Genomic DNA, 13,826 nt, shown 5'->3' with positions numbered 1-13,826 from the left:
CGAACGCTCAGGGCGAGATCGTGCTGATGAACACGAAGAAGCCGCCGAGCACGATCACTGCGAGCCCGAGGAGCTTGGGCACGGTCCAGTCGTCGGTCGGAGCCTTCTCGTTTGATGTATCGGTCGCCATGATGCCTCCAGAGACGCGGCCGGCCGTGCCGGCGCCGCTCTCCGTGACACTGGCGCGGCGCCGCGTCAACCGTGGACGTCAGTGGGAGCGCGCCACGAGGACGGAGCAGTGCGCTCCTCGCACGATCTTCTCGGCCACGCTGCCGAGGGCCACGCGCGCGAGGCCGGTGCGGCCGTGGGTGGAGACGACGACGAGCTCGGCGTCGAGCTCCTCCGCGGTCCGGAGCACGGCCGTGGCGGCGTCGCCGTCGGTCACGCGGCGCTCGGCCTTCATCCCCATCCGCTCGATGATGCCTGCGAGCACGCCGTCGGCCCCGGTGCGCATCTGCTCGATGAGCTCGGGCGGCGGCACGACGGGCGCGCCGCCGAAGGGCACGGTGAAGCCAAACGCCGGCGCCGGCAGGATGTCGAGGCTGTGCAGCACGGTGAGCGTGGCGCCCTGCATGGCGGCGACCTGACCGGCGAGCGCGATGCCGGGCTGCGAGAGCTCGGAGAGGTCGGTCGAGGCGAGGACCTTGTTCGTCCGGGCGTGCGAGCGCGCGACGAGCACGGGGCAATGCGCGTAGCGCACGATCCGCTCGGCGACGTTGCCGAGCAGGAGCCGCGCGATGCCCGTGAGGCCGCGGCTGCCCGTGACGACGAGCGTGGCTGCGACCTCCTCGGCGACGCGGAGGATCGCGGCGTCGGCGCCGCCGCTCTCGATGCGCACCTCGAAGCCGTTGCTCGGGCGGCCCGTGATCTCCTTGACTCGATCCTCGACGGCGGCCGCGGCGCGGCTCTCGGCGTGGATCACGGCCTCCATGTCGGCCTGGACCGCCTGCGGGAAGAGGGGCGCGGAGCGCAGCACCTCGTGCACGACGTGACAGACGACGAGCTTGCCGCCCGCCCGCTCTGCGTACTCGTGTCCGAGCTTGATCGCCACGTCGGCGGACTCGCTCAGGTCCGTCGCCACCAAGACCACATCACCCAGGGCCATGCGCTCTCCTTGCCGGATTCGTGGCACACCTTAGGCGCTCTCCCGGCGCTGTTCAACGCCGGATGCGGACTCAGGCGGGTTCGAGGTGCCGATAGGCGCCGCGGAAGTAGAGCAAGGGCGCGGACGGATCGCCGGTCGAAGCGGCCACGACTTCGCCGAGGAACACGACGTGATCACCTGCGTCGATCGCGCGTTCGAGGCGGCAGTCGAGCCAGCCGAGGGATCCGGGCAGGACGGGGGCGCCGGTGACGGCGGTCTGGCCGATCTCGGCGAGCAGGGCCGAGCGCTCGGCGTCGGTGCCCTTTCCGGCGAAGAGGTCGGAGAGGTGGCGCTGGTCCTCGGCGAGCACGTTGACGGCGAAACACCTGGCCGCGCCGACGATCGTGCCGGAGCGAGCGCGTTTGTCGGCGCAGAAGAGGACGAGCGGCGGCTCGAGGGACACGGAGGTGAAGGAGTTCGCGGTCATGCCCTGGGGCACGCCCTCGTGGCGGGTCGTGACGACCGTGACGCCGGTCGCGAACTGCCCGAGGACCCTGCGAAGCTCCGCCGCGGAGAGGGACATCGGGCGGGACGGTAGGTCGGTTCTCGGCGGTCGGCAAGGCGGTTCGCGCGGGCGCTCCGGCTCGATCGGGCGCCAATCGTGGAGGTCAGCGCGGCGACGCGAATACCGTATGCAATGCATTGAATACGTGGGGGGTCGAGCAGGATCACTCGATCATCTTCCGCCCTTCCAGCGTGAGCTCCCAGCAGACCCCGCGGCCGCGCAGCTCCGCCGTGTAAATGGAGTCCTTTCGCAGGGCGCGCGAGATCGCCGTGGCGAGCGCGGTCGCGAGCATCAGCGGGAGCACGACCCCGTAATCACCCGACAGCTCGAAGGCCATGACGGCCGCCATCAGCGGCGCGTGTGTCGTCGCCGCCGTCGTCGCGGCCATCCCGACGAGCGCGTAGCTCCCCACGGAGCCCGCCGCGGGCCCGAAGAGGTACACGAGCGCGGTCCCGTAAAGAAAACCCACGCCGCCGCCGAGGAGCAGGGTCGGCGTGAACACCCCGCCGGGGCTGCCCGAGGAGACCGAGGCCGTCGTCGCCACACACTTCGCGACCAGGAGCACGGCCACGAACCCCGCGGAGAGGCGCGCGTCGAGCAGCTCGTTGAGCGGCTCGTACCCATTACCCGCCACCTCGGGCAACGCGGCCACGATGGCGCCCGTGAGCAGGCCCCCGAGCGCCGTGCGCCAGGGGAGCGGGATCCTCGAACGCTCGAAGAGGGCCTCGCCCTGCGCGAGCAGCCGCATGAATCCTTGCGCGGCCAGGGCGCCGAGCACGCCGACGCCCGCGTGGGCGACGAGCTCCCAGGAAGAGTATGCCGTGAAGGTCCGCGCGCCGAAGATCGGCCCCTCTCCGACGATGGATCGTGTGACGGCGGTCGCGAGCACCGTCGCGACGAACGCGGGGACGATCGTGTCGAGCACCACGATGCCCGTGACGACCTCGAGCACGAACAGGATGGCCGCGAAGGGGGTGTTGTACGCCGCCGCGAAGCCGGCGGCGGTGCCCGCGGCGATGAGGATACGCGCGTGTTCGAGGGGCAGGCCGAGCTTGCAGCTCACGAGGTTGCCGATGGCGCCGCCGAACTGGATGAGCGGCCCCTCGCGCCCGATGGAGCCGCCCGAGGAGATGGCGCAGAAGGAGCCGAGGGATTTGAGCAGCGTCACGCGCATCGAGAGGCGGACGCGCCCGAGGACGACGGCCTCCATCACGGAGCCCACGCCGTGGCCGCTCGGCTTGCGCGCGGCGAGGGCCACGAGCACGCCGGCGAGCAGGGCGCCCGCCGGCGGGAGCAGGAGACGCATCCACGGCGGCGAGCGTCGCATGGCGCTGACGACGTCGCCCTCGCCGAGCGCGTGCCCGAGCACGAACGAGAGCGACGCCCGGAAGAGGACGGCGAAGGCCGCGGAGACCAGGGAGACGACCAGCAAGCCCGCGACGAACCGCAGGGAGGCGGGGCCGGGTTTGCTCGCCGGCGGGCTCATGGGGGGAGGATGAGCACCGACAGAGCCTGGTGTAAAGCGCCATGCGAGCGCCAGGGCGGCCGAGCCCTGAAGGGAGGACTTATCCGGCCATCACCGCCTGCTCCTCGTCCCCTGCCGGCTCCTCCGCGACGGCCTTTCGCCGCATCCTCGGCCCTGCGCCGAGCGCCTCGAAGCTCGCGCGTTTCGTGTCGTCGTTCGCGAACTCGAGCCGTCCGGCGGCCTCGATGCGCGCGACGGCCGCCAGGATCCGGTTTCCGACCCGGTTCCTCTCCTGCGTCGTGAGCGGCGCGCTCGCGCGTTTTTTCTCCTGCACGGTATCGGCGTCCGTGATGGCGGCGAGCGAGAGCGCGAGGTTGTCGAGGTCCTTCTGCACGATCCCGAGCGACGCGGCCTCGGCCGGGTTGTTCTTGGCACGGTCGAGGATCTGCTGAATGGCGGCTTTCACGTGGGCCACGCTCTCCTTTCGCGCCCTTCGCCCCACGCCATAACCGCGTTTCACGTCCTCGGGCGCCATGGTGCGGCGGATGGCGGCGCGGATCTGCCGCACGCGCGTGTGCCCCTGGGCGAGCGCGGTATCTTGCGTGCTCGTGGCGGCCACCGACTCGCTCCGCGCCTGGATCGCGCTGGGAACGACCTCGCCGAGGATCTCGATGTCGAGCGAAAGGTCCTCGACCATCCCCTGCGGCAGCCGCGGGCCGAGCGCCACGGCGTACGTGAACGCGAGGTTCAAGGCCTTGAGGCCGAGCTGCGTGATGGCGATGAAGTTCTTCCGGGGCAACGTGTCCTTCACGATCAGGGTCGCAGTCATGACGATTCCTCTCTCGACGCGCCTGGGGGTGCGTGGCGCGTCGGGCGCGAGGCAATGCACGAGGAATGCCAGGAGGGGACAGCGAGGGCAAACGTGGGAAATCAAGCGTGAGCCACAGAGCGCGATGCCCGCAGGTCCGGTCGGATGGAGGAAACTTGTCCGGACATCTCCCCCATTTGTCCGGACATCTGGCCCCAGAGAGCGAGCCCCGCCGCCCTCGGCGCGAGCCCCGCCGCCCTCGGCGCGAGCCCCTCCGCTCTCGGTGCGAGCCATCCCGCCCTCGGCGCGAGCCATCCCGCCCTTCGCGCGAGCCATCCCGCCCTCGGCGCGAGCCACTCCGCCCTCGGCGCGAGCCACCCCGCCCTTCGCGCGAGCCATCCCGCCCTCGGCGCGAACCATCCCGCGCTCGGCGCGAGCCACCCCGCCCTCGGCGCGAGCCACCCCGCCCTTCGCGCGAGCTACCCCGCCCTCGCGGGACCTCGTCTCACCCGCCCGCAGAGCCCTTCCGCAGCCGGGGGATGCCGAGGGCATCCATCCACCGCGCGAGCTGCCGCTCGTGCACCCCGAGCTGACGCGCCGCCTCCCCTTGGGATCCCTTCGACCGGAAGAGGGCCGCCTCGATCGTCTCCTTGGGTGGCCGTTTTTTGTTCCGCCGCTCCTCGTCGCTCGCCTCGGGGACGGGCGGCTCGACGCTCGGCGCCTTCTTCTCCCGCGCCGTGCGTGCTCGAAGGGCGCTCAGGTGTGGCAGGTCGATCGGCCCGTCGCCCATGAGCACGACGGCGGTCCCGAGGGCTCGCTCGAGCTCGCGCACGTTGCCCGGCAGGTCGCCCCCGAAGAGCGCGCGCGCCGCCGTCGGCGTGATCGAGGCTCGCTCGGCGCCCGCCCGGCCGAGCAGGTGCGCGACGAGGAACCCCAGATCCTCGCGGCGCTCCCGGAGCGGCGGCAGCTCGGCGACGTACCCCGCGAGCCGAGCGCGAAGATCCGCGCGAAAGCCGCTCGTTTCGGAGAACACGTCGGCGTTCGTCGCGGCGATCCATCGCACGTCCACCTTCTGCCCCTGATCGGCGCCCACGGGCGTCACCTCGCGCTCCTGAATCGCGCGGAGCAAGCTCGCCTGCGCGCTCCCGGGCAGATTGCCGATCTCGTCGAGGAAAACCGTGCCGCCCTCCGCGCTGCGAATGCGGCCCTTGCGCTCCTCGTGCGCGCCGCTGAACGCCCCGCGGCGGTGGCCGAAGAGCTCCCCTTCCACGAGGTGCTCGGGGATGGCGCCACAATCGATGGCGACGAAGGGCCCCGCGCGTCCGCTCTTTTCGTGCACGTATCGCGCGGCGATCTCCTTGCCGGCGCCGGTCTCCGCGAGCAGGAGGATGGGCTCGACGGTACGCGCGAGCTGTCCGAGATCGAGCGCGAGGCGCATGATCTCGGGGCATAACGAGCGTGTCGGGCCAAACGTGAGCCCCCCGCGGATCATCCGGACCGCGGACGTCGCGTCGACGATCCGATAGACGAAGAGTGATTGCCCGATTTCCACGAGGTCGCCGTCGGCGAGGGGGACGGGCGCGTGGATGCGCTCCCCGCGCACGAACGTGCCGAGCCTGCTGCCGGCGTCCTCGAGGAGATCCCGTCCGCCGCGACGAACCACGCGGGCGTGGAGGCGCGAGACGAATCGATCGGGCAGGAGAAACCTCGTCTCCTCGAACGCGGGCGGCCGGACCTCGGGCGCGCGCCCGATCTCGAAGCCGTCGCCGTCCTGCGTGAGGGGAGGCAAAACGCCGGAGTCGGCCGCGCGGAGGTCCTCGTAACGCAGGACGAAGACGAGGACGCCGGCGGTCTGGGAGGAGCCTGCTTCCTCGATCGGATCTTCGGTGTTGGCCAGGAGGTGGCCCATGGGCGGGGCATTCTAGGCGAGGGCAGTTCGGCCGGACAAGGTGGTTGACGAGGAAACCACCAGCGGCCGCCCCCCTCACCTCACCATCACCACCCTCTGCTCGCACGGCCTGTCCTTCTCGTCGCGATGCAGCCCTGCGATCCGCATCGGATCCGCGTCCCGCGCTGCGATCGCGCCTCGCACCTTGCTCAGGATGAGCGCGTCCAGGTTTCCGCTCGTGTAATCCGTGTGTGTCCCGCCGCAGCTCGCCTTCGGGTCGCCGCCGCCCACCGACGCAGGCCCCGCGCCGCCGCGCAGGACGAACATGTGCGTGCCGCCCGTGTATTGCGCGATCTGACGGAAGACGACCTGCCCGAGCGTGTCCATCCCCGAGGCCGCGATCGAGTAGATCTGCACGCCCGCGTGGCTCGCCTCCTTCATCGCGGCCGCATACCCCTCGTCCTGCGCGTAATCGAGGTGCGGGGGCGCGTCGCCGATCAAGAAGACCAGGCGGGCCACGGATTCGGGGCGGTATCGCAGGTTCCGCACCGCCACGCGTAACGCCTCGTTGACGTGCTCGGGCGTGTCGCCGCCGCCGCCTGCGCCGAGCGACGCGATCCGCGCCTGCAGGCCTTTGACGTCGGTCGTCATCTGGTGCATCCGGGTCACGTAGACGTCGCCGCGGTCGCGGTACTCGACGAGGCCCACGCGCGGCCGGACGTTCAGCGTGGCGAGCGCGCTCGCCACCTTCTCCAGCGTGTCGCGTAATGCGTGGATCTCCTCCGACATCGATCCGGTCGTGTCGAGGACGAAGGCGACGTCGATCGTCTGCGCCTCGGGCAATCCACGCGGGCCGGAGAGGGCGAGGTCGACGACGTCGTCGCCCGGCGTGACCGTGGTCGTCTTCGTCACCACGCGGCCCTCGCAGCGCGCCGTGGCCTCGAGGTTCGGGCCCTTCAGGCCCTCGGCGCGCGGGAAAAGGAGCGCCCGGCCGCTCGCCGTCGTGCGCAACGAGAGCGTCGTCCCCGAGGGGTCACGCACCTCGATGGAGCAGCTCGGGACGGGCTTGCCCGCGCTGTCCCGCACGACGAGGAAGCGGCGCGAGGAGAGGTCGAGCGTCGCGGCGCCCGGGGCGCGCTCCTTGCCGAGCCAGCCCGTGTAATCGCGGAAGTTCGCGTTGTCGTCCCATTCCCCCGTGCGCACGCCGCCTTGCCATTGCGAGGGCGCGGCCGACGCGCCGAGCCCCCCCGAACCCACGCGCACGCCGCCCACGGCGCGGTGCGAGCCGCCGAGCCTGCCATGGCCCGAGCCGAACCCGGCGCCCGTGCCCACGCCCGCGCCGCGGCCCAGCGTGCCGATCGTGCCGAGGCCGATGCCCTCCCCGCGCCCGCCGCCGCCCTCGCCCACCCCGGTCAAACCCAGGCCACCCGCGGCGCCGGGCGCGGCGCCGTGACGCGTATCGACGGGCTCCACGAGGGGCTCCTCGGAGGCGGGCGCGCTCTCGACGGGCGCGGGCGCGTCGCTCTGGGTGACGGGAGGCGCGAGGGGCTCGTCGACGAGCGGCTTCGTCGCCCTGGCGACGGCCTTTTGCGCGGGCGCGAGGGGCGCGGCGGCTTCGGGGCCGGGAGGTGATTTCGTGCAGGAGGCGAGGACGAAGAGGAGGGCGGGGGCGAGGCGGCGGGTCGACATGGCCGATCCGAGCGCGGGCGCGGCCGGAAGTTCCCGCGAAGGCCGCCGGTTTGTCCCAGCACGCAGCGGGGCACGCCGGACGGATGCCCGCTCGGCTTGACCTCGACCCGCGCACGCTGGACGATGCCCCCATGTCGAGCGTGCCCGCCTCCGTCACGAACGAGCCTCGCGGCGAGGCGCCCGTGGCCGATGCCGCAGGCGTGACGGACGAGGTCTGGTACGACCGGGTCTTTCGGCCCCTGGAGCGGCAGTTCACGCTGCGCGCCGTGGTGTTCGGGTGCGTGATCGGCTCGGTCCTCTCCGCGGCGAACCTCTACACGGGGCTGACGATCGGCATCACGTACAGCGCCTCGATCACGGCGGCGATCTCGGCGTGGCTCCTCTTCCGGCTCTGGCGCGGTGTCGCGCGGGGGCCCGCGTTCACGGTGCTCGAGAACAACACCATGCAGACCGCCGCCTCCGCCGCGGCGGCCATGGCGGGCGCGGGCATGGTGTCGGCCATGCCCGCGCTCATGATCGTCACGGGGCAGCGCCTGTCGCTCCTCCAGATCACCGCGTGGCTCGTCTCCGCCGCCCTGCTCGGGTTGCTCTTCGCGATCCCGCTGAAGCGGCAGATGATCAACCGTGAAAACCTGAAGTTTCCGTCGGGTGTCGCCGCAGCGCAGATGACCCTCGCGCTGCACGGCGAAGGCGAAGGCGGGACGAAAAAAGCCGTGGCCTTGATGGTGGCGGCCGGGATCGGGGCGACGCTCGTGTTCACGCGCGGGGTGCTCGGCTTCGTGCCGGATACCGTGCCGTTCGCCTTCGCGAGCCTCGGGGCCTTGGGTTTGGCGCGGCTCACGCTGGGGCTCGACATGTCGCTCATGACGCTCGGCTCGGGCGCGCTCGTCGGGCTGCGGACGGCGGCGTGGATGGCCGTCGGCGCGACGCTCTGCTGGGCCGGCGTCGTCCCCTGGGCCGTCGGGCGAGGCTTCGTGACGCCCACGCCCGCCGCGCCGAACCTCTACGGCGACGCGGTGGGATATTGCGTTTGGCCGGGCGTAGCGATGCTCGTGGTGGGGGGGCTCGTGTCGTTCGCGCTGAAGGGCGGCTCGATCGTGACGGCGATGCGATCGATCGGCTCGATCGGGGCGAAGGCGCCCGGCGAGGCCGACCCGAGGGACGTGGAGGTGCCCTCGCGCTGGCTCGGCTGGGGCCTCGCCGCGGCGGCGATCCTGGCCATCACGACGCAATGGTTCGTGCTCGGGATGCACCCGGCGACGACGCTCTTCGCGATCGTGCTCGCGGGCGCGCTCGCGCTCGTGGGCACGAGGACGCTCGGCGAGACGGACGTGAACCCGCTCGGCCCCATGGCGATGGTCTCGCAGCTCCTCTTCGCGGTGCTCGCGCCGGGACAAACACACGTGAGCCTGATGGCCGCCGGCCTGACGAACGCGGGGGCCAATAGCTGCGGCGACATGATGCAGGACCTGAAGACGGGCCGGATCCTCGGCGCTTCTCCGCAAAAGCAGCTCTTCGCGCAGCTCTTCGGGATCACGGTGGGCGGGCTCGTGACGGCGCTCGTCTTCCTGACGGCGTTCCCGCTCGAGCTGCTCGGCACGAAATACCCCGCGCCCGGGGTGCAGATGTTCAAAGGGACGGCGGAGCTGCTCGCGCGAGGCTTCGCCGGCCTGCCCCCGCACGCGGCCCTCGCCATGGCGATCGCGGCCGCGCTCGCCGCGGTCTGCACGCTCGCGAGCGAGCTCGGGCCGAAGCGCCTCGCCGCCTGGGTGCCCTCCTCGATGGGGCTCGGGCTCTCGTTCATCCTGCCGGCGTCGACGAGTTATACGCTCTTCCTCGGCGCCGCGATCGGGGCGATCGTGGCCCGCTTTTTCCCCAGGAAGGACGCGCTTTACACGACGGCGACGGCCTCGGGGCTCGTCGCCGGGGAGAGCGTGATGGGCGTTGCCGTGGCGATCTGGGCGGCGGGGCGAATCTGAACGGCGTCAGTAGAGGCCGGGGTTCGCGAGCGTGACGCGATAGAGGCCGGTGCGGGCCGTGATGTAGAGCGTCTTCTTGTCCTCGCCGCCGAACGCGCAGTTCGAGGGCTGCTGCGGGACGGCGATGGCGCCGTAGAGCTTGCCGGCGGCGCTGTACACCTCGACGCCGTTCTTCGTGGTGACGAAGAGGTTGCCCTTCTCGTCGACGGCCATTCCGTCGGGGCCGGGGCCCGTCGTGACGAGCGTGCTCCCGGCGCCGAGCGAGCCGTCGTCGTTCACCGGCCAGGTCCGGAGCTCGCCGGTCTGGGTATCGGCGACGTAGAGGGATTTCTCGTCGGGCGAGAGGGCAATGCCGTTCGGGCGCTGCATGTCGTCGGCGACGAGCGTGACCTCGCCGCCGGGCGTGACGCGGAAGACGCCGAAGAAGCCGAGCTCGCTCTGGCCGGGGTCGGGCAGGCCGTAGGGGGGATCGGTGAAATAGACCGTGCCATTCGAATGCACGATGACGTCGTTCGGGCTGTTCAGCTTCTTGTTCTCGTACAGGTCGGCGATGGTCTCGATCGTGCCGTCCGCGAGCGTACGCGAGACGCGCCGGCCGCTGTGCTCGCAGGCGACGAGCAGGCCGCTCGGGTCGAGGCCGAGGCCATTCGTGTTGGCGCTGGGCTCGCGGAAGACGGTGATGACGCCGCCGCCGGGGGAGTGCGCGTAGATGCGGTTCGCAGGGATGTCCGTGAAGAGCAGCGTGTTCGTGGAGGGGATCCATTGCGGGCCCTCGGTGAACATGAACCCAGCCTGGATCTCCTCGACGGTCCCGATGCCGACGAGGGGATCGACCTCCATCATGCCCCCCTCGCCGCCCGTGCCGCCGGCGCCGCCGCCCATCCCCCCGGCGCCGCCCGCGCCGCCGGCGCCGCCCATGCCGCCGGTGCCGCCCGCAGCGCCGCCGCCGCTGGCGCCCGCGCCGGTCGTGTTCGAACCGCCGTCGCCGCAGGCGGCGAGGAGGAAGGTCGTGGTGATCAAGCCCAAGGAAATCGCGCGTTTCAGCATGAAGGCAGTCTAGCCTCTCCCGCGCGGCCGAGACGACGAAAGAGCTCGTCGGCGAGCGCGCGGGCCGCGGCGGCGCGCGAGGCCTCACCCCGCGCTTCGAGCGTCCACAAGGCCATCCGCAAGGCCTCCGCGCACTCGACGAGCGAGACCTGCGTGGTCCGGGAGAAAGCCTCGAACGCCTCGAAGCGCGCGTCGAAGAGGGCGAGGTCGTCCTCCGCGGCGAGCGACGGGAGCAAGAGGCCCGTGAGGAAAAACCAGAGCCGGTGCCGCTGCCCTTCGGGCAAGTCGGCGAGGGCCGCTTCGGCCTCGGCCCGCGCCTCCCCGACGCGCCCGGCGCGCAGCATCGCATACGCCGCGTTGCCCCGCGCATACCCCACGACGGGCGCGCGGTGATGGGCCGCCGCCGCAGCCTTGCGGCTCCACTGGATGGCCGCGTCGAAGCGGCCCCGGCGCACCTCGACGTCGGCGAGCGTGACCAGCACGTGCGCCGCGAGGTGGCCGGCCGCGCCTTCGCCGAGGTCCACGAGGACCTGCTCGCAGCGCCGCGCCGCATCGTCGAGCAGGCCCGCGAGCAAGGCCGCGTCCGCAGCCACGGTGCGCGCGCGGGCGATGACGCGTGGATCGGCGCCCTCGCTCCGCGCGAGGGTGGCGTCGACCGTGGCGAGGCACGCGGCCGGGCGGCAGCCGACGAACTCGGCCCGCCCGCGTTGCATCGCGGCGAGCAGCGCGTCCGTGGGATCCCCGAGGCGCGCGGCGAGCGCCTCGAGCTCGTCGGCGAGCGCGAGCGCCTCGTCGATGGCGCCGCGGCTCGTGGCCGCCGCGCCGAGGGCGAGCAGGGCGTCGAAGCGGGCGCGCGGATCGTCGCTCGGGAGGTCCGCCGCGAGGGCGCGGCGCGCCGCGGCCTCCGCCTGCGCGCTGTCGCCGCGCTGGTAATGCGCGCGGGCCGCGAGCGCCCACAAGGCAGGCAGGGCCCGAGGCCGCGCGGCGAGCCGCGACACGAGCCCGTCGAGGAGGTCGAGCATCGCGGCCGCGTCGGCGGCGCCCTGGTCCACGAACGAGGTCGCCTGCAGCGCCTCGATCGCGCGCTCGGGCTCCCCCGCGCGCTCGAAGTGGCGCGCCGCCGCGAGCGCCGCGCGAGGCCGCATCCGGCAGGCTCCCCGCGCGCCGAACCGCGCCTCGGCGCACGCGAGGTGGAGCGCCGCGAGCTGCGGGTCGCCCTCGAGCCGCCGCTCGACGACCTCGCAGACGATGGCGTGCGAGAGCAGGAAGCCCCCCGGGGCGCGGACGGCGAGGCCGGCGTCGAGCAGCACCTCGGCGAGGTCGGGCGGGGGCGAGACGCCGGCGAGCGCGCAAGCCCGGGAGAAGCAGCCGCGGCCATCGTCGCCGCCGAGCAGGACGGCGAGGGCGACGGCGCGGCCGAAGGTCTCGTCACGCGCGGCGAGCACGGCGGAGAGCTCGTCCTGGAAGAGGGCGACGAGCGAGTCGGGGATCGGCGGCTCCGGGCCGGCGAGCGCGAGGCCACGCGCGGCCGGGACGAGCAAACCTCGTTGCACCCAGTCCCGCACGAGCTGGCAGGCGAAGAGGGGGCTGCCCTCGGCGCGCGCGGCGATACGCTGGCGCGTGCGCTCGTCCGAGCCGATGAAGCTGGCGAGCAGGCGCTCGGTCTCGGCGTCCGTCAGAGGCGGCACGGGGCAGGCACGAACCCGAGGCCGCGCGCCGAGCGCGGCGAGCGCCGCGGCGGCCGGCGCGCGCGCCTCGGGCCGCTGGGCGAGGACGAACATCACGGGGCCGAGGCGACCGTCCGGGGTGTCGAGGGCGTCCGCGGCGAGCGCCACGGCTTCGGGGTCGGCCTCGGCGTCGTCGATCACGACCACCACGGCGAGCGCGTCCGCGGCGAGCGCGGCGAGCCACGCGAGCAGCGCCGCGCGCCGCTCCTCGGTGGTGGGCGCGACCCGCGCACCACCACGGGGCGAGAGGCCGGCGAAGGCACGCTCCCAGAGCGCGCCGAGCCCGTCCCCGTCGCGGCCCTCGACGTGGATCGTCCGGGCACCGAGCCGCTCGTGCGCGGACTCGGCGAGCCAGCCGGCGAGCCGGCTCCTGCCGGCGCCCACGGGCCCGGTCACGATCACCCCGCGGGGCGCGCGGGCGCGGCACGCCTCGGTGAGCGCCTCCCAGAGGGCCGCGCGCAGGTCCTGTTGCCCCACGAGCGGCGGACGGCGGAGCGCACACACGCCCGCGCCGAGGCCCGGCGGCAGCGGCGGCGGGAGGGGTTCGTCCAGGAACACGAGCGACGGGACGAACACGGGCCGCGCGCCCCGCGCTGCCCGCCCCGCGCCGCCCGGCGCCTCGCCCGCCGGAGCCACGTCGAGCACCTCGGCGAAGGGGGCGGTCGTCGCGAGCGCGCCCGCGTCCACCTCGCGTGGCGCCGCGGCCGCGCGCGCGGCGGCGATCCCCTCGGCGAGCGCGCGCCGCTCCGCCGGAGACGCGACGAGCGAAGGCGCGCCGCCCATCACCCCGAGCCAGTGCGCCGCCTCCGCGGCCGACCGGGGCCTCTCGCGGGGCTCCTCCGCCGTGAGCGCCGCGATCCACGCGTCGAACGCGGGTGGCCTCTCGGGCGCCGCGACGAGCTCCGCGGCGAGCAACCCCACGGCGTACAGGTCCGTCCACGGACCGAGGTCGCGCAGGCGGCCCGTGTGTTGCTCCGGAGCCATGTAGCCGGGCGTGCCGCCCCGCGCGCCGAGCGGCTCGGTCCTCCGCGGGACGAGGGCGAACCCGAGATCCGCGACGACGGCGCGGATGGAGAGCGGGCCCTCGGGGAGGAACAGCAGCACGTTGGCGGGCTTGATGTCGCGGTGGACGACCTCGCGCGCGTGCAGGGTCGAGAGCCCACGCAGGACGTCGAGCAGCACCACGCGCGTGGCCTCGAACGGCAAGCGCCCGACGTACCCCGCGAGCGAGCCGAGCGAGGCGTAGGGCAGGACCAGGTAGGGTTGTCCCGCGAGCAGGCGCGTGCGCGAGGCCGCGGACTCGGCGGGCGTGACGCGCCCGAAGTCGAGCACGCCGAGCACGTGGGGGCCCGTGACCTCGGAGGCGATGGCCGCCTCGGCCTGGATGCGCCGGAAGGCCGCGGCTTCGCCCCCGGCGGGCGCGTGCGGGATCTTGAGCACCACGTCCGCGCCCGAGGGCCTGTGCTGCCCGAGCCACGCTTCGCCGCTGCCGCCCCGCCCGATCCGGCGCGCGGCCGTGAAGACACCCAGCGACAGGGGAACGTCGGTCACCATCGTCCGCGTTTCTGGCCGCG

At 73.2% G+C, this 13,826-nt stretch carries 10 protein-coding genes; 1 reads left to right on the top strand and 9 read right to left on the bottom strand.

The genetic code is table 11. From position 1 onward, the window contains the following. Window positions 1-7: 7 nt before the first annotated feature. From GF068_RS46370 to GF068_RS22850, 7 genes are all read right to left on the bottom strand, one after another. Window positions 8-130 carry a hypothetical protein gene (locus tag GF068_RS46370; protein WP_275939212.1) on the bottom strand — a complete coding sequence of 41 codons (123 nt, stop codon included), beginning with the start codon at window positions 128-130 and terminating at the stop codon, window positions 8-10. Between the two features lie 78 nt (window positions 131-208). Then, complete coding sequence (locus GF068_RS22875) at window positions 209-1,105, bottom strand: universal stress protein (protein WP_153821554.1); 897 nt, start codon at window positions 1,103-1,105, stop codon at window positions 209-211. A gap of 70 nt (window positions 1,106-1,175) precedes the next feature. Beyond that, window positions 1,176-1,667 (bottom strand): flavin reductase family protein, encoded by a 492-nt coding sequence (locus tag GF068_RS22870; RefSeq protein ID WP_153821553.1) that lies wholly within the window; start codon window positions 1,665-1,667, stop codon window positions 1,176-1,178. 145 nt (window positions 1,668-1,812) lie between these two features. Further along, window positions 1,813-3,135 (bottom strand): chloride channel protein, encoded by a 1,323-nt coding sequence (locus GF068_RS22865; protein WP_153821552.1) that lies wholly within the window; start codon window positions 3,133-3,135, stop codon window positions 1,813-1,815. Between the two features lie 79 nt (window positions 3,136-3,214). Further along, on the bottom strand, window positions 3,215-3,943 hold the full coding sequence (locus GF068_RS22860; RefSeq protein WP_153821551.1) for a hypothetical protein: 729 nt from the start codon (window positions 3,941-3,943) through the stop codon (window positions 3,215-3,217). Window positions 3,944-4,427: 484 nt separating this feature from the next. After that, entirely contained in the window at window positions 4,428-5,831 is a 1,404-nt protein-coding gene (locus tag GF068_RS22855; RefSeq protein ID WP_153821550.1) for a sigma 54-interacting transcriptional regulator, read from the bottom strand. Between the two features lie 75 nt (window positions 5,832-5,906). Further along, the gene (locus GF068_RS22850) at window positions 5,907-7,499 is read right to left on the bottom strand and encodes a vWA domain-containing protein (protein WP_153821549.1); all 1,593 of its coding nucleotides are present in this window, start codon (window positions 7,497-7,499) and stop codon (window positions 5,907-5,909) included. 131 nt (window positions 7,500-7,630) lie between these two features. On the opposite strand from GF068_RS22850, the gene GF068_RS22845 reads away from it, so the two are divergent. Then, entirely contained in the window at window positions 7,631-9,478 is a 1,848-nt protein-coding gene (locus GF068_RS22845) for an OPT family oligopeptide transporter (protein ID WP_170319623.1), read from the top strand. A 6-nt stretch (window positions 9,479-9,484) separates the two neighbouring features. On the opposite strand, the gene GF068_RS22840 is transcribed toward GF068_RS22845, so the two are convergent. Further along, window positions 9,485-10,525 (bottom strand): SMP-30/gluconolactonase/LRE family protein, encoded by a 1,041-nt coding sequence (locus tag GF068_RS22840; RefSeq protein ID WP_206079522.1) that lies wholly within the window; start codon window positions 10,523-10,525, stop codon window positions 9,485-9,487. After that, window positions 10,519-13,806: a serine/threonine-protein kinase gene (locus GF068_RS22835; protein WP_153821547.1), complete on the bottom strand. Its 3,288-nt coding sequence runs from the start codon at window positions 13,804-13,806 to the stop codon at window positions 10,519-10,521. The genes GF068_RS22840 and GF068_RS22835 overlap by 7 nt, the downstream gene beginning before the upstream one ends. Between the last annotated feature and the right edge of the window lie 20 nt (window positions 13,807-13,826).

The sequence above is a fragment of the Polyangium spumosum genome (assembly GCF_009649845.1).
Classification (GTDB): Bacteria; Myxococcota_A; Polyangia; order Polyangiales; family Polyangiaceae; genus Polyangium; species Polyangium spumosum.
This window is presented reverse-complemented; position numbering and strand designations above follow the sequence as displayed.